Origin of the sequence: Actinophytocola sp. (assembly GCF_035634895.1) — a bacterium.
Lineage (GTDB): Bacteria > Actinomycetota > Actinomycetes > Mycobacteriales > Pseudonocardiaceae > Actinophytocola.
The window spans coordinates 1-21,948 of the sequence record NZ_DASQCC010000082.1; the positions used below are offsets into that span (position 1 = coordinate 1).

The following is a 21,948-nucleotide window of genomic DNA, read 5'->3' on the forward strand; positions in this document are numbered from 1 at the left end:
ATCAACCAGTGGAACGGCGGCTTCGTCACCACGATGCGCGTCACGGCCGGAAGCACTCGGGTCGACGGCTGGACGGTGGCGGTGACCCTGCCCTCGGGTGCCGTGGTCACCAGCGCGTGGAACGCCAACCGCAGCGGCGACACCGGCGCGGTCCAGTTCACCAACGTCGACTTCAACGGTGCCGTCGCCCCGGGGCAGTCGATCGAGTTCGGCTACCAGGGCACCGGAACCGGCACCGGGGTCACGCCGACCTGCACCACCGGCTGACGCACTGGCCGGCGTGGCGCCGTTCGCGCGTCACGCCGGCCAGTGCCGCAGCGCGCCGTCGAGGACGTCCAGGATCCTGCTCCAGGACGCCTCGACGTCGCCGGAGTGGTCGAAGCCGCCGGCACGTTCCAGGCTCACGTAGCCGTGGAACGTGCTGTGCAGCAGCCGGACCGCGTGGTCGTGCTCGGACTCGGGCACGTCGTAGCCACGCAGGATCGCGCGGGTCATCTCCGAGTGGCGGCGAGCCGCGCTCACCGCCGCGGTCTCGGGGTCGAGCCGGAGCTGACCGGCCGCGTACCGCCCGGGGTGCTGCCTGGCGTAGTCGCGGTAGGCGTCGGCGAAGGCGACCAGTGCCTGCCTGCCGGCACGGCCGGCCAGCGCGTCGGCGACCCGGTCGGCCAGCTCGGCCAGCGCCAGCAACGCGATCCGGACCCGCAGGTCCCGCGCGTTGCGGAGGTGCGCGTACAGGCTCGCGTCCTTCACCCCGAACCGGCGGGCGAGTGCGGAGACGGTCACGTTCTCGAAGCCGACCTCGTCGGCCAGCTCCGCGCCCGCCCTGGTCAGGCGCTCCGCGGACAGCCCCGCACGGACCATGGACCCTCCCTAGGATCTATAAGTACTTGCCTAGGGATATTAGGCTAGTGCCCATGAGGCCCGTGACCGAACCCGACATCCGCTCGTCCTTCGTCAACTGCACCAAGGGCGAGGCGAAGCGGTTGGCCGTACCCCGGGACCTGGCCGGCCGGCCATGGGACGACCTGGACTTCCTCGGCTGGCGGGACCCCGCCGCGCCGGAGCGGGCGTACCTAGTCGCCGAGCAGGGCGACGGGTTCGTCGGCGTCGCGCTGCGCCGGGCGACGCCGCCGGCCGGGCAGGCGCGACGGTCCATGTGCTCGCTGTGCCTGACCACCCACACGGGCGACGGCGTCTCGCTGATGACCGCACGCAAGGCCGGCCGCGGCGGGCAGCACGGCAACTCGGTCGGCGCTTACCTGTGCGCGGACCTCGCCTGCTCGCTGTACCTGCGTGACAGGTTGGACGCGGGCTTCGGCAGCCGGCTCCACGAGTCGCTGGCGCTGCCGGAGAAGATCGGGCGCACCACGGCCAACCTGGCCGCGTTCCTGGCCAAGGTCACCTCAGCGTGATGACCACCTCGTGCCGGCCCGCCAGCGTGGCGGGGAGCGAGTCGCCGGGCCGGCCGTCGACCGTCAGCGAACCGATGTCGCTGCCCGCGCCGGTGATCGTGATGTCCAGGGTCATGTCGCGGTAGGCGAACCCGGACAGCCGCAGCCGGGAGAACCCGGCGGGAACCAGTGGCCGGAAGCGGATCTCGTCCACCCCGGCGACGACACCGAACAGTCCATGATGGACCATCGCGAGAAAGCCCGCCGCGCTCCAGAGCTGCCGGGCCGAGCCGTCGGGCCGGCCCGTGCCGGGACGGTAGAACTCGTGGTAGGTGCCGGCGCGGCCGGCCAGGTCGGCGAGGCTCGCCAGCTCCGCCCCGAACACGTCCACCGCCCCGCGCGAGGCCGCCGCCCACGCCCAGTAACCCTGGACGAACGGCCACACCGTCGCGTTGTGGTAGTGGTACTCGTCCCGCACCAGCCACGGTCCCCACAGCGGGTACGGCGGCCACAGGCACGGCAGCCCGTGGGGTGTCGGGGTGACGTTGCGGAAGATCGCCGCCGCCTGGTCGTCGTCGGCCACCTTCCAGAGGACCGCCAGCGCGTTGCCGAGGCCCTCCCACCGGTCCGAGCCCTCGTAGTACGCGTACCGGCCGCGGTCCGCCACCCACAGCCGGTCGTTGATCGCCTGCTTCAACGCGCGCGCCCGCGTCTCGAACGGTGTTGGGTCCTCGCCGAGCAGCCGCGCCGACCGAGCCGCCAGCACGTACCCGCGGTAGTGGAGAACGTTGGTGCTCAACGCCTTCGTCGCACCGACCGCCCGGCCGCGGAACGCGAACCGGGGCGGGTGGCCGCTGTTCGACTCCAGGAAGCTCGCGCAGCCACGGAACAACCCGCCGTCGAAGACCTCCCGCTCCGCCCTGGCCAGGCTCGCCCGCGTCACGTCATGGCTCCACCGCAGGAAGTCCAGGTCGCCGGTGGTGACAAAGCACGACCAGGCGCCGACCGCGCCGACGATCGCGTCGGTCAGCCTGGGCCAGCCGCCGAAGTGCGCGCACCGGTCCTGCGCCCACACACCGTTCGCCGCCACGCCGCGCATCGTCGCCGACGCGACCGCCGGGTGCAGCAGCCCTCCGCCGAGGTCGATCGCGTAGGCGGCGTCCCGCACCCACACCGACGGCCACGACTCGCCCGCGACGAACGCCCCGCCGGACACGCTGTCCGCCATGTCCCGCACGGCCTTCGTGTACGCGGCGTCGCACGTCGTCACATCGGACTCGAATCGGGTCATGTCCGCATCATCCCGGCGCATGCCGAGTCCCGCGTTCGCACACCGCGCGAGTCGCGCGTTCGCGCATGCCGAGTTGTGGGTTCGTGCCGATCTTGGTGTGCTGGGGTGCTGGCCCTGACGCGCACCCGGGCACTCGCGTGCTGACGTCGCGGCAGCCGCGAGGGTGACCCGGTCGCCGGGGCACGGGCGTCGCGCGAGATCATCGTCGAGTCCGTCGCGGCCAGGTTTCCCGGCCGCGACCACGCAGCCTCCAGCGCGGGGTGAGAACCGCCAGGCAGACTGGCCCGTGGCGGTCGCCCCGACCGCAGGTTGACACGGCCGAGGGCCGTGACACGCCCACCCGGATCCGTCCGTAAACTTGATTCATTCCAGAAAATGAGCAAGACTGCCGCTGTGCCCACGACCCCGGAACTCGAGCGTATGTTGCGCGAAGTCGACCTTCGCGTGACGCGTCCTCGGGTCGCGGTGCTGGCCACGGTGCACGGCCATCCGCACGTGGACACGGATTCGATCATCGATATCGTACGAACGGGTCTCGGCGGCGTCTCCCATCAGGCCGTCTACGACGTGCTCCGCGCGCTGACCGCCACGGGTCTCGTGCGGCGCATCGAGCCGGCCGGGTCGGTGGCGCGTTACGAGGCCCGAGTGGGGGACAACCACCACCACATCGTGTGCAGGTCGTGCGGTGCCATCGCCGACGTCGACTGCGCCGTCGGTGCCGCGCCCTGCCTGACCCCGTCCGACGACCACGGCTTCGTGGTCGACGAGGCCGAGGTCGTCTACTGGGGCACCTGCCCCGACTGTTCTGCCACAACTCCGTCTGACCCCGGAAGGAATGCTCGTGTCTGACACCACGGACGCCAAAGTCGGCGAGATGAACGAGGAGAGCGCGGGTGGGTGTCCTGTCTCGTCCGGGCGCTTCAACCACCCGACGGAGGGAGGCAGCAACCACGACTGGTGGCCGAACCGACTGAACCTGGCGATCCTGCGCAAGCACTCCACCGTCTCCGACCCCTGGCGGGCCGACCTCGACTACGCCAAGGAGTTCCAGAGCGTCGACCTCGACGCGCTGGCGGCCGACGTCGACGAGGTGCTGACGACTTCGCAGGACTGGTGGCCCGCCGACTTCGGCCACTACGGCGGCTTCATGATCCGCATGGCCTGGCACAGCGCCGGCACGTACCGGATCAACGACGGCCGCGGGGGCGCCGGCGCCGGCATGCAGCGGTTCGCGCCGCTGAACAGCTGGCCGGACAACGGCAACCTGGACAAGGCCCGCCGCCTGCTGTGGCCGGTCAAGAAGAAGTACGGCCGCAAGATCTCCTGGGCCGACCTGATGATCTTCGCGGGCAATCGTGCCCTGGAGACCATGGGCTTCACGACCTTCGGCTTCGCCGGCGGCCGCGCGGACGTGTGGGAGCCCGACGAGGACGTGTACTGGGGTCCCGAGCGCACCTGGCTGGGCGACGACCGCTACACCGGTGAGCGCGAGCTCGAGAACCCCCTCGCCGCCGTGCAGATGGGCCTCATCTACGTCAACCCGGAGGGCCCCAACGGCAACCCGGACCCGCTGGCCGCGGCCCGCGACATCCGCGAGACGTTCGCCCGCATGGCGATGAACGACGAGGAGACCGTCGCGCTGATCGCGGGCGGCCACACGTTCGGCAAGACCCACGGCGCGGCCGACCCCGACCAGCACGTCGGCGCGGAGCCCGAGGGCGCGTCGATCGAGGAGCAGGGCTTCGGCTGGAAGAACAGCTTCGGCACCGGCAAGGGCCGCGACGCGATCACCAGTGGTCTCGAGGTCACCTGGACGGCCACGCCGACCCGCTGGAGCAACGGTTTCTTCAAGAACCTGTTCGAGTACGAGTGGGAGCTGACCCAGAGCCCGGCCGGCGCCAACCAGTGGGTGGCCAAGGACGGCGCCGGGGCCAACACCGTCCCTGACCCGGAGACGGGTGAGCTGACCCGCCCACCGACAATGCTGACCACCGACCTGTCGCTGCGCTTCGACCCGATATACGAGCCGATCTCACGGCGGTTCTACGAGAACCCGGAGGAGTTCGCGGACGCGTTCGCCCGGGCGTGGTACAAGCTGACGCACCGTGACATGGGCCCGATCCAGCGCTACCTCGGCCCGCTGGTGCCGCGGGAGACGCTGCTCTGGCAGGACCCGGTGCCCGCCGTCGACCACGAGCTGGTCGACGCGTCGGACATCGCCGCGCTGAAGTCCCAGATCCTGGCGACGGGCCTTTCGGTGTCGCAGCTGGTGTCCACGGCGTGGGCGTCGGCCTCGACGTTCCGCGTCAGCGACAAGCGCGGCGGCGCGAACGGCGCGCGGATCCGGCTGGAGCCCCAGCGTGGCTGGGAGGTCAACGAGCCGGACATCCTGGCGACGGTGCTGCGTGCGCTTGAGGGCGTCCAGGAGGCGTTCAACAGCGCGCAGACCGGTGGCAAGAAGGTCTCGCTGGCCGACGTGATCGTGCTGGGCGGCGTCGCGGCGGTCGAGCAGGCCGCCAGGACCGCCGGTGTGCCCGTCGACGTCCCGTTCACCCCGGGCCGCACGGACGCGTCGCAGGACCAGACGGACGCCGACTCGTTCGCCGCGCTGGAGCCGACGGCCGACGGGTTCCGCAACTACCGCGGCAAGGGCAACCGGCTGCCGTCGGAGTACCTGCTGCTCGACCGGGCGAACCTGCTGAACCTGAGCGCGCCGGAGCTGACCGTGCTCGTGGGCGGCCTGCGGGTGCTCGGTGCGAACTACCAGCAGTCCCAGCAGGGCGTGCTGACCGCGACGCCCGGGTCGCTCACGAACGACTTCTTCGTGAACCTGCTCGACATGGACACGGAGTGGACGCCGACCAACGGCGACAACGAGTCCTTCGAGGGCCGCTCCCGCTCGACCGGCGAGGTCGTGTGGACGGGCACCCGCGTCGACCTCGTCTTCGGCTCGAACTCCGAGCTGCGGGCCGTCGCCGAGGTCTACGCCAGCGACGACGCGAAGGAGAAGTTCGTCCACGACTTCGTGGCCGCGTTCGACAAGGTCATGAACCTGGACCGGTACGACGTCGCCTGATCTGGTCGTAGCACGTTGAAAGGGCGCCTTCCGCCGTACACCGGGGAAGGCGCCCTTTCGCGTCTAGGACCGGCAGAGGATCGCGTCCGGTGTCTTCCGGGACCCGATCCGGCCGGTGTAGGCCACCCCCGCGACGTACTCGTTCACCGCGCACTGGCCCTTGTAGTTGCCGTAGGCGAACTCGCCGCCCGGGTTGCCGGCCGGACGGTTGTCGCCGCGGTCGAACCACACGGTCCTTCCGTTGCGGCCCAACGGGGTCGCCGATCTCCCGCACAGCGCGGCGGAGAACGCCGCGCCGGTCACGCTGTAGCCGGCGAGGAAGTGGTCCGGCGGGCACTGCGCCTTGGTGTACCCGGACGCCCAGTCGTTGTCCACATAGGACTCGTCGCGCACGATGACGTACCCGCTAGGCCTGGCCCAGGAACCCGTGCACAGCCCGCGGTTCCCGGTGTGGCTCAGGCCGATCACCCGCTGGCCGTCCGGGCAGGCGCCCTTGCGCGCGCCCGGGTTCCAGTCCGGCATCGCCCGCACCGCGCGGGACTCCTGGAAGTCCGCGTAGTCGAGGTTCAGCATCGACCAGCGGTCGGCGACCGGGACCTGGCCGGTCCGGCCCGGCGCGGTGACCAGGCGGTGCCATGCGTTCGCCCGCCAGTCGTCGCCGTCGTTCACGCTCATCCGGTTCCCGGCGGCGTCCCACGCCAGCAGCGCCCAGCCGTCGCCGGCCCGGTTGTTGTGAAAGCCGACGAGCGGCCAGTAGGCGAAGTCGGCGTCGGTCTGGACGAGGTAGTCCACAAAGGTCTCGAACCAGGCACGCGCCTTCTGGTCGCTTTCCCGCCCCACGCCGAACTCACTGATCCACAGCGGCGCCGTGAAGTGCTGCCCGGTCTCCGCGGAGACGTAGAACGCCTGCCGGTACAACACGTCCCGCAGCTCCTGCGGGCTCATGTCCTGGTAGCGCGGGTCGTGCGTCTCGCCGACACCCGTCGCGCCCGAGTGGTTCGGGCCCGTGTAGCCGTAGAAGTGCGCGGAGTAGACGAGCTTCCCGGAGTCGACGAGCGTGTGCGACAGCGTGCGCACCGGCTCCAGCGTCGGCCGGCCGTGCGGCAGACCGTCGGCGGGGATGCCGTACCAGTTGATCCCTTCCACGATGATCAGCAGGTCCGGGTTGGCCTCGGTCAGGATCCGGTCGCCGACCTGCTGGCTCGCCCGCTGCCAGTCGGTGTTGTTGCCCCAGCCCCAGTTCGGGTCGTCGAACGTGTTGCGGCGCACCTCGTTGTACAGGTCCGCGCCGACGACCCGCTTGTTGGCCGCGTACCGGCGGGCCATGAACAGCCAGTCGTCCTGCCACTGCTGCTCGCTCTGGCTGGTGTTCCAGCGCTCGTTGCCGTCCAGCCCGCAGCACCACCGCGAGGTGTTCGTGTGGTTGTTGAGGATCACCGCGAACCCGCGCGCGGTCAGCCGTTCCACGACCCGGTCGTACACCTGGAGCGGCGTCCTGCCGTGCAGTTCGGGGTTGGCGGGCAGGTCCGGCACCGGCGTGGTGTCGTGGATCATCTGGTTGGAGAACTGGAGTCGCACGCTGTTGAGCCCCAGCTCGGCGAACCCGTCGATGATCGTGTCGATCGACGCGCGGTCCAGGCCGAGCGGGGTCTGGTAGGCCAGCTCGCCGGCGTGGTGGTTGGCCGGGTCGGCGATGTCGCCCGAGCCGTTCCAGGTGCCGCTCGCGCCATGCCAGTTCCCGGCCCTGAGCTTGAACCGATCACCGTTGGCGTCGACGATGTAGCGTCCCCGGGTGCTCAGGGGACCGACCCAGGTGGTGCCCGGATCCTCGGCACTCGCGGCCGACGGCACGACGATCCCGGCGGCCAGCACGACGGTGAGCAGCGCGACAGTGATCCTCACGTCTGGACCGTAACCAGCCGACCCCGCCGCGGGCCAGCGTCCCGGCCCGGTCGGAGATTCCCATTCTTCGCGTATGCCAGCGGCTTGCCGACGCCGAGGGCACGCCGGGACTGCCGGCCACCACGCGGAAACGTGGTGGCCGGCAGCGATCGCGTCGACGGTGTCCGGCCTACCGGACCCCGACCGTCTGTGTCCCGGTGTTCCAGCCGGCCACCCGGACCGACGGCGCCGAGCCGTTCAGGTCGGCCGTGCGGTACTTCGCCGTCAGCGTGGTCGACTCGCCCGGCCAGAGGCTGACCGCGTTGTCGTTCCACTGGATCGGCAGCACCGGTGCGCCGCCCGCGCCGACCACGTGCACGTCCAGGTAGAACGCCGGCACCTTGCCCGACGACGTGTTTCGCAGTGTCACCGTCGTGGTCGTGGTGCCGTCCGCGCCGTTCACCGACGTCGCGGTCGTACCCACGCTCACCTGTGCCATCCCGGACAGGCCCTTCAGGTCCGCGTACGCGGTGGTGGGCGTGTAGTACCAGTCGCTGCTGTCCCAGTCGAGCACGTCGGACTTCGTCGACAGCCAGTACACGTTCCGGCTGACCTCACGCCCGGACGCGTCGGTGAGCACCAGCTTCGCCAGGTACGTCGTGGACAGCCCGCTGACCGACGGGATCGTCAGCGCCGTGGCCTTCGCCCCGTCGCCGCCGACCGACAGCCCGGTCCTGGTCTGCGTGAACTTCTCCGTGCCGTCCAGGTTGTACAGCTTCACGACCGCGGTCAGGCCGCTCGCCGCGGCGTGGTTCTGGTTGACGACCACGACCGACCTGTTGTCGTACGAGTACTGGATGTGCAGCGGCTCGCCTGCCTTCTTCGCCCCGTAGTACGCGCCGTTCTGGTCGAGGTAATAGTCGAACAGCTGCCAGTGCAGGGAGGTCCAGCCGCTGTTGAGCATCCAGTAGATCAACCCCGTCGACGGGTCCGAACCGTCGGTGAAGTCGCGGTTGTGCGACTCGAACTCCGCACGCACGTTCTCGTACTGCGCCAGCTGTGCCTTGCGCACGAAGTCCGTCAGGTTCGACGGCCTGCCGTACCGGCCGGTCAGCGCGTCGCCGAACAGCTTGATGTTGCCGAACGTCGACGACTGCGACCGGTGGTACTGGGCCGCGGAGTAGTTGCTCCACAACGTGTTCAGCTCGGTCGGCGACATCATCCGGTTGAGCGTGTCCATGGTCGGGATGTCCGGCCCGGCGCTGGTCTCGGAGTTGAAGCTCCACGCGCCGCCGCCGTCCTCGTGTGCCTTGTCGTACCAGTAGTTCGGCGGGATCCAGTCGTACGGGCCGTTCATCTTCATGCCCGAGTCGCCGAGCTGCGGCGAGGAGCTCGCGGAGGCCGCCGGCACCACCGGCACCGGCCAGTCGGCCGCGCTGAGCGCGTCCAGGTAGTTCTTCTCGATGGTGGCGTCCGGCGCGAAGTCGCTGCCGATGAGGAAGGAGATCACGCTCGGGTGGTTGCGCAGCCGCTCGGCCTCGGCGGTCATGGACGCCTTGGCGATCGGGTAGTCCGCCGCGGTCCACTCATCGCCGTTCTCGTCGCCGTTGACCTGGCCTTCCCACTTGTCACAGCATTCCCAGCCCGGGAGGGTGAGCACGCCGTACCGGTCGGCCAGGTCGAAGAACTCGTCCGGCTCGATGTGGCCCTCCAGGCGCACGGTGTTGAGCCCGAGGTCCTTGACGTACTTGAGCTTGTCGGACGCGTAGGTGGCGTTCCAGCGCAGGAACAGGTCCGGCGACCAGCCGCCGCCCTTGACCAGCAGCGGGCGCCCGTTGATCGTGTACGACCGGCCGCCGCTGGAGTTGAGCTTCGCCGTGACGGTCCGGACGCCGAACCTCGTGTGCGAGGCGTCCGACGCGGTGCCGTCGACGGCCGCGCCGAGATCGAGGTCGTACAGCGGCTGCGCGCCCATGCCGGCCGGCCACCAGACGTTCGGGTCGTCCACGCCGACCGCACCGAACGTGACGGTCTTCTTCTCCCTGGCGGCCAGGGAGACCGTCTGGCTGATCGCCCGGCCCGCGACCGTGCCCGAGACGACGGTCGAGACCGCGCCGGCCGAGTCGTTGCGCACGTCCGCCTTCACGGTCAGGTCGACGTGGCTCAGCGCGGAGTTCAGCCTGGTGACCACGTGCGCGCCGCGCAGGGCGACCGGCCCGCCGCGCCGGACGAGCACGTCCCGCACGATGCCCATGTTCTGGTCGGGCGGGGTCTGGGCCCAGTCGATCCACCCCATGGAAAGGTCCTTGTTGGGATCGTTGGGGTACACCTTGAACGCGACGCTGTTGACACCCTGGTGGACCTGGGCGGTGACGTCGAGCTCGTGGCGGGTGTAGGCGCCGTTGACGTCGTCCCTGGTGGCGATCCTGGTGCCGTTGAGCCAGACGTCGGCCTTGGAGAGCACGCCGCTGAAGTCGAGGTAGGTGCGCTGGTCGGTGCTGTCGAGGCTCAGGTCCGCGCGGTACCACCAGGGAACCTGGAAGCGGGACTTGGGGACGTCGCGCATTCTGGTGGAGTAGAAGGGATCCGGGTACTCGCCGTTGCGCAGCAGGCCGGCGTAGACGGTGGACCGTGCGGTGACCGGGTACCAGCCGGTGGTGGAGAAGCCCGGCCGCGACACCGCGGCGTCGTCGCTCACCTGGGACGAGCTCTGGATGAGGAACCCGGGAATCGCCGTCGCCGTACCGGCTCTGGCGCCGATGTGCACCGCGGCGGTGGCGGCGGGGGAGACCGTCACGCCACAGACCGCGGCCGCCAGCGCGGTGACGGCGAGCATACGCAGGGGGATACGGGGTTTCACAGGGGCGCGCCTCCTAGGTGCGACGTAACCCGCCCGACAGGGAATGGTTAAGCAACCTTCCTAACCAATCATGATAGCGCTCCAGGCGCGCCCACTCCAGCGGCGCTTCGGGCAGGAGTCGTCTCGCGATGGCCACCACCTCCGCGACCCGGATGCTATCGTCGACTAGAACACGTTCTAGTTTAGGGGCGCGCATGAAGTTCGGGATCGTGCTGTTCACGAGCGATCGGGGCATCACCCCCGCCACCTGCGCCAAGGCGGCCGAACACGCCGGCTTCCACTCCTTCTACGTCCCCGAGCACACGCACATTCCCGTCCGTCGCGACGCCGCGCATCCGCGCACCGGCACCGCCGACCTGCCCGACGACCGCTACCTGCGCACCCTCGACCCCTGGGTCGCCCTCGCCATGGCGGCCGCCGTCACCACCACGATCCGGCTCGGCACCGCCGTCGCGCTGCCGGTCGAGTCGGACCCGATCACCCTCGCCAAGACCATCGCCACCCTCGACTTCCTCTCCGGTGGCCGCGTCACCCTCGGCGCCGGCTTCGGCTGGAACACCGACGAGCTCGCCGACCACGGCATTCCCGGCAAGTTCCGGTACACGGCGCTGCGCGAGTACGTCGAGGCCATGCGTGCCCTCTGGACCGAGGACGTCGCCTCCTACGAGGGCCGCTTCGTCAACTTCGGTGACAGCTGGGCCTACCCGAAGCCCGTCCAGCGGCACCTGCCGGTCCTCGCCGGCGCCACCGGCACCGAGCGGACCCTCACCTGGATCGCCGCCAACGCCGACGGCTGGCTCACCAACCCCGCTGAGACCGAACTCGACGACCAGATCAAGCTCCTCAACAAGCACTGGCAGGCGGCCGGCCGCGAGAACAAGCCCTACATCGTCGCGCTCGGCGGGCGGGCCGACCCCGCGCGGGTCGAGCACCTCGCGTCCCTCGGCGTCGACGAGGTCGTCATCGGCCTCCCCGACACCGACGAGGACGCCGTGCTCGCGTTCATCGCCAAGATGGCCGACCGTCTAATGTAGACCCGCCGTCGCGCCGCGCCGCGCCAGTGAGTCCACCGCCACCGACACCGCCAGGACGGCCGCGGTGACCATGAACCGCACGGCCGAGTTCACGTTCAGCAGCAGCATCCCGTTGGTGATCGACTGGATCACCAGGATCCCCAGCAGCGCGGCGTGTGCCCGCCCACGGCCGCCGAACAGGCTGGTCCCGCCGATCACCGCCGCGGCGATCGCCATCAGGAGGATGTCGCTGCCGCCCGAGCTCTGGTTCACCGCCGCCAGCCGCGACGCCGCCAGGATCCCGCCGGCCCCGGCGAGCACGGACGCCGCCACGAACGCCAGGATCCGCACCGCGGTCACGTTGATCCCCGCCCGCCGCGCGGCCTCCGCGTTGCCGCCGACCGCGAACATCCGGCGCCCGAACACGGTCCGCCGCAGCACGAGGTCCACCACGATCACCAGGCCACCGAAGATGATCAGCGTCAGCGGCACGCCGCGGTCGGAGTTCAGCACCGCCACCGCGACCGCCAGCAGCACCGCGAGCCCGGCCGAGCGCAGGGCCACCCACCACAACGCGGTCGCCGGCAGTGCGACGCGGATCCGCCTGGCCCGCACGACCAACCCCGCCGCCAGGTGCACGCCCGCCAGCAGCACGACGACCAACCAGCCGAGCCACGCCGGCAGCCACGTGTCGGACAGCGTCGCGATCCCGTGGTCGAACGGCAGGTTGATCGTGCCCTCCGAGCCCAGCAGGTACAGCAGAAGTCCTTGCCAGCCAATCAGTCCGGCCAGCGTCACGACGAAGGACGGCATCGCGAGCGCGGTCCGCATCACCCCGTGCAGCACGCCGATGAGCGCGACCGCCACGAGCGCGACCAGCACGGAGACCACCGGCGGCCACGACGACCGCACGTACAGCAACGTCATCACGACCGCGCACAGCCCGCTGACCGACCCCGCGGACAGGTCGATCTCGCCGAGCAGCAGCACCATGATGATGCCGAGCGAGATGGTGCCGGTGGCCGCCATCTGCAGTGCCAGGTTGGTCAGGTTCTCCGCGGACAGGAAGTGCGGGTTCAGCGACGAGAACACGACCGCGATCAGCACGAGCCCGACCGCGACCGGCACCGAGCCGAGGTCGCCTCGCCGGACCCGGTCCCGCGCGACACCAACCAAATCGTTCACAGTTCGGCTCCCGTGATGGCGGCGACGATCTGTTCCTGCGACGCGGTCGCCGTCTCGAGGTCGGCGACGTTCCTGCCCAGCCGCAGCACCGCGATCCGGTCGCTCACCGCACGGACGTCGACGAGGTTGTGCGAGATCAGCAGCACCGCGAGCCCGCGGTCTCGCAGCCTCCTGATCAGGTCGAGGACCTGCGCGGTCTGCTCGACCCCGAGCGCGGCGGTCGGCTCGTCGAGGATCACCATCTTCGGCTCGCCGAGCAGCGCCCGCGCGATGGCGACCGACTGGCGCTGCCCGCCGGACAGCAGCGCGACCGGCGCACGCACGTCCGGGATCCGCACGTCCAGCGACGACAGGAGGTCGCGTGCCGTCCGTTCCATGGTCAACTCGCCGAGCACGCTCCAGGACCGCTTCTCCACGCCAAGGAAGAGGTTCGCGACCACGTCGAGGTTCTCGCACAGCGCGAGGTCCTGGAACACCGTCGTGATGCCGAGCGCCTGCGCGTCCGAGGGCCGGTGGATCCGCGCCGGCTCGCCGAGGAACGAGATCACGCCCTTGTCGGGCTGGACGGCGCCGGAGATCACCTTGACCAGAGTGGACTTTCCGGCGCCGTTGTCCCCGACGAGCGCGACGACCTCACCGGCCCGAACGCTCAGGTGCGCGCCGTCGAGTGCCCGTACCGCGCCGTAGGTCTTGGTGATCTCCAGGGCTTCGAGCGTCACTTCAGTCCGGCCTCCGCGCAGGCCGCGGCCACCTCGGGAGTACAGATCTGGTCGACCGTGTAGAAGCCGTCCTTCACGATCGTGTCCTTGATGCTGTCCTTGTCGACCGCGATCGGGTCGAGCAGGAACGCCGGGATGTCTCCGACCTTCGTCGGTGTCGACGGCTTCTCGTGCTTGGCCAGCGCGACCGCGAGCTCCGCGGACTTCTCCGCCTGCGCGCGGATGTCCAGGTAGACGGTCATGGTCTGCTCGCCGGTCAGGATCCGTTGTACGGCGGCGAGTTCGGCGTCCTGCCCGGTGATCGGCGGCAGTGTCGGGTAGCCGGCGCGCTTCATGGCGGCGACGGCGCCGGAGGCCATGCCGTCGTTCGCGGAGTACACGCCGACGATCGAGTCCCGGCCGAGCGAGGTGACGGCCTCCTCCATCTCCTGCTGCGCCTTGTCCGGGCTCCAGTCCGGCGTGTCGTACTCGCGACCGATGTCGATCTTGCCGTCGAGGGCCTGGTGCGCGCCCTTCTTGTAGTCGGCCGAGCTGGGGTCGGTCGGCGAGCCGTTCAGCATGACGACCTTGCCGGTCTTGCCGCGCCTGGTCACCTCGTCGAGCAGGGCCTTGCCCTGGACCTCGCCGACCCGCACGTTGTCGAAGGACACGTAGTACTCGTAGGAGATCCCGGAGATCAGCCGGTCGTAGGCGATCACCGGGACGTTCCGCTGCTTGGCCTGGTTGACCAGGGGAGCGGCGGCCGCGGCGTCGACCGCGTCGAGCACGAGCACGTCGGCGCCCTGGGTGAGCGCGGACTCGACCTGGCTCTGCTGCTTGGCGGCGTCCTGGTCGGCGTTGGAGTACAGCACCTCGCAGTCCGGGCAGAGCTTCTTGACCTTCGCCTCGAAGAGCGGCTTGTCGAAGGCCTCGTACCGGGTGGTCTTGGACTCCGGCAGGAACAACGCGATGGTCGTCTTGTCGGAGTCGCCCGAGTCGGTGCCGCCGCAGGCCGCCAGCGGCAGGAGCAGCAGCAGCGCGGCGAGGGCGTGCCGTAGTCGGTGCATTTCGCGTCACCCCGGTGGCTCGTACGGGTCGCTTCGGAATGGTAAGAAAGGTAGTTTACTAACGATGGCATGTCCATAGCCGACGGACGGAGACCGGATGCGGGGCCAGACGGGCACGCCGCGGCTGCTGCGGACCATGAACGAGCGGCTGCTGCTGGACCGGTTGCGGGAGCACGGTCCGGCGTCGCGTACCGAGCTGGCCAGGGCGACCGGCCTGTCGAAGCCCACGGTGTCGGCGGCGCTGGGCGGTCTCGAGGAGGCCGGGCTCGTGGTCATGGTCGGCGCGGTCGGCGGCCGGCCGGGCCCCACCACGGCGATCTACGACATGAACGCGCAGGCGGGCCACGTCGCGGGCGTCGACATCGGCCGCGACTGGATCCGGGTGGCGGTCGCCGACCTGCGTGGCGAGCTGATCGCCCGGCGGGACGCCCGCAACACGGCCGGCTCGGCGGCCGACCTGGTGAGACGGGTGCGCCGGCTCGCGGACGAGGCCGCGGCGGAGGCGGACCTGCCGTGGTCCGCGGTGACGTACGCGGTGGTGGGCAGCCCGGGCGTGCTGAACGAGACGACCGGGAGCCTGGACTTCGCGCAGAACCTGCCGGGCTGGGGACGGCCGGGCCTGGTCGACCGGCTCCGTTCCGTGCTGGAGATCGGCCTGGCGATCGAGAACGACGTGAACCTGGCCGCGGTGGGGGAGCTGGCGAGCGGGGCGGGCCGGGGGCGGTCGAACTTCGTGTTCGTGTCGGTCGGCACGGGGGTCGGCATGGGGATCGTGCTGAACGGGGAGCTGTACGTCGGCGCGCGGGGCGCGGCCGGCGAGGTGTCGTTCGTGCCGACGCCGGAGGGCATGGTGTCCACACAGGACAGCCGCAAGCGGGGCGCGACGGAGACGGTCACCGGGGCCGCGGGCGTGGCGGCCGCCGCGCGGGAGGCGGGCATGGTGGTGGACTCGGCGCGCGAGGTGTTCGCCGCGGCCGCGGCCGGCGACGCGACGGCCGCGGCGATCGTGGCCGCGGAGGGCAGGCGGATCGGCTCGCTGGTGACCGCCGTGACGGCGATCCTGGACCCGGAGGTGGTCGTCCTGGGTGGCGGCGTGGGCCGGAACCTGGACATGCTGGGCGCGGCGATCACCGGCCGCATCGAGGAGCTGGGACCGCTGCGGCCGGAGGTCGTCGCCAGCACGCTGGGCGACAGCGGCGTGCTCCAGGGGGCGATCACCCGGGCCCTGGCCGTGGCCCGGGACCACCTGTTCGACCTTCGCTCCGGCTGACCCACCCCCCCGGAGGACTGACCTCCACCCCCGCCACCTGCCGCCCGCGAGTCCCGCGTTCAAACACCGCGAGTCCCGCGTTCAGACATAGCGAGTCGCGCGTTCAGACATAGCGAGTCGCGGTTTCGTGCACACCAAGATCCGGCCCGGCACGCCAGGACCTGCACGAAACCGCAACTCGGTGCCCGTGAACGCGGGACTCGGTGTGTACGAACGCGGGACTCGGTGTGGGTGAACGCGGGACTCGCGGTGTGCACGAAACCGCAACTCGGTGCGCGCGAACGCGGGACTCGGGGTGTGTGGACGCGGGACTCAGTGTGTGTGGGTGCGGGACTCGCGGGGTGGTGGAACGTCGACACGAAAACCGTTTGGCTGGATGCGAGACGGGGCCGGTGTTGAACCGAGATGATGGGCAACCATGTGGGAGCGGCGTCCGGTGGAGGGTTATGAGCTGGCGCGGGAGCTCATGGGCCAGGCTCATCGGACCGGTGACCCGCGTGCGGTGGACGAGGCGGTGTTGTGTCTGCGGGACCTGCTCGACGGCGCGCCGGCCGAGGATCCCGCGCGGTGGCGGTACCTCGCCGACCTCGGGGTCGCGTTGCGCTGGCGGTACGAGCGGACCGGCAACCCCACGGACCTCGTCGCCGCGCTCGAGGCCGGTGCGGAGGCCGTGCGGGCCACGCCGTGGTATGAGCCCGCCAGGTTCGACAACTACAACAGCCTCATCAACGCCCTCTGGGCCCGGTACATGTGGTCCGACGACCTCACGCACCTGGACGAGGGCATCGACGTCGCGCAGGCCGCCGCCGCGAAGGCCCCGCCCGACCACCCCGTCCGTCCGAGGATCCTGTCCGGGCTGGGCAGTGCACTGCGTGCCCGCTACCACCGGAGCGGCGACCTCGCCGACCTGGACGCGGCGATCCGGGCCGGCGCCCGGGCCGTCGACGCGTGTCCCGACGACCGCGACATCCTCGCCGACCTGCTGACCACCCTGCGGGCCAGCCCGCCCGTCGAGCGGGACCTGGACAGCCTGCTCCGGGCGCTGCACTGGGTCGTCTACAGCACGCCACGCGACGACCGCGACCAGCCGGAGAACCTGTACAAACTCGCGGAGGCCCTGGAGCGGCGGTTCCGGCACACCGACTCGCTGGCGGACCTGGACGAGCTCATCCGCGTCACCGGCCGTGCCGTGGCCATGGACCCGCGCAGCCCCTGGCTGACCGGGCTGGGCGGCTGGCTGCTCGACCGGTTCCAGCGCACCCGCGACCTGCCCCACCTCGACGACGGCATCCGGGTCAGCTTCGAGGCGGTCCAGGCCACGGACCCGCACGACCCCAACCACACGCTGGCGCTCGTCAACCTCGGCACCATGCTGCGGGTGCGGTTCGAGCACACCGACGCCCTCGCGGACCTCGACGAGGCCATCCGGTTCAGCGTGGCCGCCCTGCAGGTCACCACCCCCGACCGGCCGGTCGTGCTGTCCGGCCTCGCGACCGCGCTGGTGCTCCGCCACGGCCGCACGCGGTCGGCGACCGACCTGAACGAGGCCGTCCGCCTGCACACCGAGGCGGCGCAGACGATCGCGGCGGACGCCGTCAAACGGCCGGACGTCCTGACCTCCCTGTCGCTGGCGCTGCAGCTCCGCTTCGACCGGACGGCGTCACCGGCCGACCTCGACGAGGCGATCCGGGTCGGCGCCGAGGCCGCGTCGCTGGCGGACCGGGACCACCCGTCCCGGTCGTTGGTCCTCGCCAACCTCGCCGGCACGCTGCGAAGACGGCACGGGCGCACCGGGGACGCCGCCGACATGGACCAGGCCGTCGCGGTGGCGTCGGAGGCCGTCGCCCTGGTCCCGCCCGAACACCCGGAGCACGCGAGGCGGCTGTTCGTGCTCGGCTACTCCCTGGCGTACCGGTACCTCGAGACCGACCGGGTCGACGACTGCATGCGTGCCGCCCAGGCGTTCGCCGAGGTGCACCGGGCCGCCGGCGTCGCGCCCTCCGTGCGGACCGACGCCGCGCGGTACCTTGGCGGGCTCAACGCGATCACCGGCAACTGGCCGGGTGCCGTGTACTGCTACGACATCGCGGTGCGCTGGCTGCCGGTCGTGGCGTCCCGCCAGCTGGCCAGGGACGCCCAGGAGCACCGGCTCGGCGTCCTCGAAGGGCTGGCCTGCGACGCCGCGGCGTGCGCGCTGGCGAACGGCGACGCCGCACAGGCCGCGGTGCTGCTGGAGGCCGGACGCGGCGTGCTGCTGTCCCAGGCGCTGGCGACCCGCACCGACGTGACCGACCTGCGTGCCGTGGCGCCGGACCTGGCGGAGCGGTACGAGTTCCTGCGCCGGGCCATCGAGACGAAGCGCGAGCTGTCCGACGAGTTCGACGCGCTCGTCATCGAGGTCCGTCGCCTGCCGGGCTTCGAGGGGTTCCTGACCCCGGTGCCCGCCGCCGACCTCGCGGCGGAGGCGGTCGAGGGGCCGGTCGTCTGGCTCAACGTCAGCGAGTTCCGCTGCGACGCCCTGCTCCTGACCTCGCAGGGTGTCCGGGTCGTCGGGCTCGCGGTCACCAAGGAGGTCGTGCGGGAGCAGGCCCGGACCTTCCTCGCCGCGCTGGAGACCGGCCACCGCGACACGGCCACGGACGCCGAGCGCCAGCAGGCACAGGACACGATCGCGGGTCAGCTGGAATGGCTGTGGGACACCGTCGCCGAACCCGTGCTCACCGCGCTCGGGCACACCGGCCAGCCGGGCGGTCAGTGGCCGCGGATCTGGTGGTCGCCGACCGGCCCGCTGGTCTTCCTGCCCCTGCACGCGGCGGGGTACCACCGCGACCGGTCCCGGCGCAGCGTCCTGGACCGGGTCGTCTCGTCGTACACGCCGACCGTGGGCAACCTGCGCCACCACCGCGCCAGGGCCATGCCGGCGCCCAGCGCGCTCGTCGTCGCGCTGCCCCGGACCCCGCGCGCACCGGAACTGCCTGGCGCACAACAGGAACACGACCTGCTCACACGCACCTTCGCCGACGTGACCACGGTCGTCGGCGCCGACGCGACCCGTGCGCGGGTGCTCGCGGAGCTGCCGCGGCACACGGTCGCGCACTTCGCCTGCCACGGCGTGAGCGACCCCGCGAACCCGTCCCGCGGCAGGATGCTGCTCCACGACCACGCCGACAACCCGTTGACGGTCCGGGACATCGCACGCCTCGACCTCACCGCCGAGCTGGCCTACCTGTCGGCGTGCGACACCGCACGCACCACCGCGCGGCTCGCCGACGAGGCCATCCACCTCGCGGGCGCGTTCCAGCTGGCCGGCTATGCCAACGTCATCGCCACCCTGTGGACGATCATGGACCCCGTCGCGCTGAGCATCGCCGAGGACTTCTACGCGCACTTCGCCGGGTCGCGGAACGCGGCGCTGGCACTGCACGAGACCATCCGCCGCGCCCGCGACCGCTATCCGAAGCGGCCGTCGTTCTGGGCCGCCCACATCCACTCGGGGATCTGAGGCTCACAGCGCCGCGCGGATGAGCCGGTCCAGCAGGTCGGGGTAGGCCAGCCCGCCGGCGGCGAACATCTTGGGCACCTGCGAGGCGGCGGTCATGCCCGGCATCGTGTTGACCTCGTTGAGCACCGGTCCGTCCGCGGTCAGGAAGAAGTCGACCCGGGCGAGGCCTCGGCACCCGAGCGCGTCGTAGACGCTCAGGGCCGCGTCGCCCAGCGCCTTGCGTTCGGTGTCGGTCAGCCGGGCCGGGATCACGAACTCCGCGCTCCCGTCGTACTTGGTCGCGGTGTCGAACAGCCCGGCGCCGACCACGATCTCCAGCGGCGGCCCCACCCGGCGCCCCTCGTCCGGGTCGTCGAGCACGGCGACGTCGATCTCCCGCCCGGTGAGGACCTCCTCGACCAGCACCCGGTCGTCCAGGTCCAGTGCCGCCCGCAGTGCCGGCTCCAGCTCGTCCTCGGTCCGGACCAGGCACACGCCGAAGCTCGACCCGGCGGCGACCGGCTTGACCACGACGGGCCCGTCGAAGACCACGGCCGACGCGTCGGTGACCAGGCGGCCGGCAGCGGTACGCACGCCGACGGCCTCGGCCACGAGCTTGGTCGCCCACTTGTCCATGGCGAGCGCGCCGGCCCGCACCGGCGACCCGGCGTAGGGCACGCCGGCCAGCTCGCAGAGCGCGGCGAGCGTGCCGTCCTCGCCCCGGGGTCCGTGCACCATCGGCAGCACGACCCGACAGGTGGCGAGGTGCCGGAGCGCGCCGGCGAGGCTGTCGGCCGGCGACCAGCCGAGCGGACGGCCGTCCGCGCCCAGCCACGTGCCGTCCCGGCCGATGGTCAGCGGGACGGCCTCGTACCGCGCCGGGTCGAGGGCCGCGCACACGGAGGCCGCGGAGGCGAGGGAGACGTCGTGTTCGCAGTTCTGGCCGCCGCCGACCACGGCCACCCGGATCCCGTTCATCGCACGCTCCGGCGTACTCGGTGACCGATGCCGGTCACGATCTCGTGCGGGATGGTGTCCGCCCACCCCGCCCAGTCCTCGACGGTCGGCTCACCGCCGTCACCCGGTCCGAAGATCACCGCCTCCGCGCCCGGCTCGCCAGGGTCGTCGCCGAGGTCCACCACGGTCTGGTCCATCGAGATCGTCCCGACGACCGGCCGGCGCCTGCCCGCCACCAGCACCTCGGCCTGCCTGGACGCGGCGCGGGGGAGACCGTCGGCGTACCCGACCGGCAGCAGTGCGAGGGTGGTCGGGTGGTCGGTGACGTGGGTGTGCCCGTAGCCGACGCCGACGCCCGCGGCCACCCGGCGGACCTGGACCACGGGCGCGACGAGCCGCAGCGCGGGCCGCAGCCGCGTGGTGCCGGACGGGTCGATGCCGACGAGCCCGGCGCCGATCCGGACCATGTCGAGGTGCGTGGCGGGGTCGGTCAGCGTGGCGGCGGTGGCGGCGAGATGACGGATCGTGGGGCGAAGCCCCGCCCGCCGGGCCAGCTCGACACCGCGGAGCAGCGCCAGGCGGCCGAGCGCGTTCTCGCGGTGGCCGGGTTCGGCGGCGCGGGCGAGGTGGCCCATCACGCCGACGACCGTGACGCCCCTGGTGTGCTCGGCCTGGCGGGCGGCGGCCACGAGCTCACGCCAGTCGTCCGGCGCGGCGCCGTCGCGGGCCATGCCGGTGTCGAGGTGGAGGTGGATCCGCGCGCCCGGCGCCGCCTCGAGGTGTCGCAGGCTGGGCACGCCGAGGTCGATGCCGTAGCGGACGGCGGTCCGGCCGACGTCGGCGTCCGCCGGGTTGAGCCAGCTGAGGACCGGTGCGTCGATGCCGGCCTCGCGGACGGCGACGCCCTCGGCGATGGAGGTGACCCCGAGCCAGGTGGCGCCGCCGGCGAGCGCGGTCCTGGCGACGTCGGCGAGCCCGTGGCCGAACCCGTCGGCCTTGACGACGGCCAGCACCTGGCGCTGGGCGGCCGCGACGAACCGCCGGGTGTTGGCGGCGACGGCCGAGAGGTCGATCTCCAGGGTCGGCGCGTCGATCCTGGTGGCGAGCCCGTTCATGCGTCGACCGGGCCGTAGAGGGCGTGGTCGGCGTTGGTCAGCAGGGCCCAGTAGCGGTCGCCGTAGGACCAGTGCCACCACTCGGTGGGGTAGTTGACGAGCCCGGCGCCCGTCATCGCCTCCGCGAGGATCGTCCGGTTCCGGCGCGCGGTCCAGTCGACCTCGGCGTCGAACCAGCACGCGCCGGCGCTCTGTTCCGGCGTGGCGTCGACGGGGGTGCCCATCCAGAGGTCGGCGCCGGAACCGTCGACGAGGGTGAGGTCGACGGCGGCCCCGGCGACGTGGGGCGCGACGGCGACCGGGGCGACGAAGCGGCTGTAGAGGCGGGTGAGCTCGGGCTCGTCGGCCTCGGGGTGCAGGTGGCGCAGCTCGCGGGTGTAGTCGTCGATGATGGCCTGCTGGTCGGCCAGGCTGCGGTGGCCCTCGATGACCCGGAGGGCGATACCGGCCGGGAGCGCCCTGCGCGCGTCGGTCAGTCGGTCGGCCAGGCCCGCGCGCACCCGCACCTCTGGCGCGAATGGCAGGGGGACAAGCGGGTCACCGTTGTCACGCACCCGAACCGCGTGCACGACAGGGTCGGCGAGCAAGATCGTCATGGCCGGGATGCTAGGGACGGCCGACGGTGGTCCGGCTCGTCCGGAAGGACTAGGAAACCGGCCGATC

The 21,948-nt window shown here is 71.5% G+C and carries 17 protein-coding genes; 7 read left to right on the top strand and 10 right to left on the bottom strand.

The window, feature by feature from the left end; all coding sequences use genetic code 11:
• The coding region (locus tag VET29_RS11230) for a cellulose binding domain-containing protein (protein WP_324918813.1) at positions 1 to 267 on the top strand (267 nt) is incomplete at its 5' end.
• Positions 268 to 297: 30 nt separating this feature from the next.
• Here the strand turns inward: VET29_RS11230 and VET29_RS11235 are convergent.
• Positions 298 to 861, bottom strand: a complete 564-nt coding sequence (locus tag VET29_RS11235) for a TetR/AcrR family transcriptional regulator (protein WP_324918815.1) — start codon at positions 859 to 861, stop codon at positions 298 to 300.
• A 53-nt stretch (positions 862 to 914) separates the two neighbouring features.
• Between VET29_RS11235 and VET29_RS11240 the strand changes: the two genes are divergently transcribed.
• Positions 915 to 1,412 carry an FBP domain-containing protein gene (locus VET29_RS11240; RefSeq protein WP_324918817.1) on the top strand — a complete coding sequence of 166 codons (498 nt, stop codon included), beginning with the start codon at positions 915 to 917 and terminating at the stop codon, positions 1,410 to 1,412.
• Here the strand turns inward: VET29_RS11240 and VET29_RS11245 are convergent.
• Positions 1,399 to 2,682: an MGH1-like glycoside hydrolase domain-containing protein gene (locus tag VET29_RS11245; protein WP_324918820.1), complete on the bottom strand. Its 1,284-nt coding sequence runs from the start codon at positions 2,680 to 2,682 to the stop codon at positions 1,399 to 1,401. The genes VET29_RS11240 and VET29_RS11245 overlap by 14 nt on opposite strands.
• 375 nt (positions 2,683 to 3,057) lie before the next feature.
• Between VET29_RS11245 and VET29_RS11250 the strand changes: the two genes are divergently transcribed.
• Both VET29_RS11250 and katG read left to right on the top strand, forming a co-directional pair.
• Positions 3,058 to 3,531: a Fur family transcriptional regulator gene (locus VET29_RS11250; protein WP_324918823.1), complete on the top strand. Its 474-nt coding sequence runs from the start codon at positions 3,058 to 3,060 to the stop codon at positions 3,529 to 3,531.
• The gene (gene katG, locus VET29_RS11255; RefSeq protein WP_324918826.1) at positions 3,524 to 5,758 is read left to right on the top strand and encodes a catalase/peroxidase HPI; all 2,235 of its coding nucleotides are present in this window, start codon (positions 3,524 to 3,526) and stop codon (positions 5,756 to 5,758) included. Before VET29_RS11250 ends, katG begins: the two co-directional genes overlap by 8 nt.
• A 63-nt stretch (positions 5,759 to 5,821) precedes the next feature.
• Here the strand turns inward: katG and VET29_RS11260 are convergent, their stop codons facing one another.
• The gene (locus tag VET29_RS11260) at positions 5,822 to 7,660 is read right to left on the bottom strand and encodes a glycoside hydrolase family 5 protein (RefSeq protein ID WP_324918829.1); all 1,839 of its coding nucleotides are present in this window, start codon (positions 7,658 to 7,660) and stop codon (positions 5,822 to 5,824) included.
• A gap of 169 nt (positions 7,661 to 7,829) precedes the next feature.
• A complete protein-coding gene (locus VET29_RS11265; protein WP_324918832.1) occupies positions 7,830 to 10,475 on the bottom strand; it encodes a glycoside hydrolase family 2 protein in 2,646 nt (881 codons plus the stop codon).
• A 218-nt stretch (positions 10,476 to 10,693) separates the two neighbouring features.
• Between VET29_RS11265 and VET29_RS11270 the strand changes: the two genes are divergently transcribed.
• On the top strand, positions 10,694 to 11,533 hold the full coding sequence (locus VET29_RS11270; protein WP_324918835.1) for an LLM class F420-dependent oxidoreductase: 840 nt from the start codon (positions 10,694 to 10,696) through the stop codon (positions 11,531 to 11,533).
• Here the strand turns inward: VET29_RS11270 and VET29_RS11275 are convergent.
• From VET29_RS11275 to VET29_RS11285, 3 genes are read right to left on the bottom strand one after another with little or no spacing between them, the layout of a single operon-like run.
• The gene (locus VET29_RS11275; RefSeq protein ID WP_324918838.1) at positions 11,525 to 12,697 is read right to left on the bottom strand and encodes a sugar ABC transporter permease; all 1,173 of its coding nucleotides are present in this window, start codon (positions 12,695 to 12,697) and stop codon (positions 11,525 to 11,527) included. The two genes, VET29_RS11270 and VET29_RS11275, sit on opposite strands and share 9 nt — an antisense overlap.
• On the bottom strand, positions 12,694 to 13,416 hold the full coding sequence (locus tag VET29_RS11280) for an ATP-binding cassette domain-containing protein (protein ID WP_414636481.1): 723 nt from the start codon (positions 13,414 to 13,416) through the stop codon (positions 12,694 to 12,696). The genes VET29_RS11275 and VET29_RS11280 overlap by 4 nt, the downstream gene beginning before the upstream one ends.
• Positions 13,413 to 14,462, bottom strand: coding sequence for a sugar ABC transporter substrate-binding protein (locus tag VET29_RS11285; RefSeq protein WP_324918841.1), 1,050 nt, complete (start codon positions 14,460 to 14,462; stop codon positions 13,413 to 13,415). The genes VET29_RS11280 and VET29_RS11285 overlap by 4 nt, the downstream gene beginning before the upstream one ends.
• 97 nt (positions 14,463 to 14,559) lie before the next feature.
• Between VET29_RS11285 and VET29_RS11290 the strand changes: the two genes are divergently transcribed.
• A complete protein-coding gene (locus VET29_RS11290; protein WP_324918844.1) occupies positions 14,560 to 15,732 on the top strand; it encodes an ROK family transcriptional regulator in 1,173 nt (390 codons plus the stop codon).
• 418 nt (positions 15,733 to 16,150) lie between these two features.
• A complete protein-coding gene (locus VET29_RS11295; protein ID WP_324918847.1) occupies positions 16,151 to 19,234 on the top strand; it encodes a CHAT domain-containing protein in 3,084 nt (1,027 codons plus the stop codon).
• A gap of 3 nt (positions 19,235 to 19,237) precedes the next feature.
• On the opposite strand, the gene VET29_RS11300 is transcribed toward VET29_RS11295, so the two are convergent.
• The 3 genes from VET29_RS11300 to VET29_RS11310 are packed head-to-tail and all read right to left on the bottom strand — an operon-like array spanning position 19,238 to position 21,881.
• On the bottom strand, positions 19,238 to 20,191 hold the full coding sequence (locus tag VET29_RS11300; RefSeq protein ID WP_324918850.1) for a D-alanine--D-alanine ligase family protein: 954 nt from the start codon (positions 20,189 to 20,191) through the stop codon (positions 19,238 to 19,240).
• The gene (gene alr, locus VET29_RS11305) at positions 20,188 to 21,285 is read right to left on the bottom strand and encodes an alanine racemase (protein ID WP_324918853.1); all 1,098 of its coding nucleotides are present in this window, start codon (positions 21,283 to 21,285) and stop codon (positions 20,188 to 20,190) included. Before alr ends, VET29_RS11300 begins: the two co-directional genes overlap by 4 nt.
• Positions 21,282 to 21,881, bottom strand: a complete 600-nt coding sequence (locus VET29_RS11310; protein WP_324918857.1) for a M15 family metallopeptidase — start codon at positions 21,879 to 21,881, stop codon at positions 21,282 to 21,284. Before VET29_RS11310 ends, alr begins: the two co-directional genes overlap by 4 nt.
• Between the last annotated feature and the right edge of the window lie 67 nt (positions 21,882 to 21,948).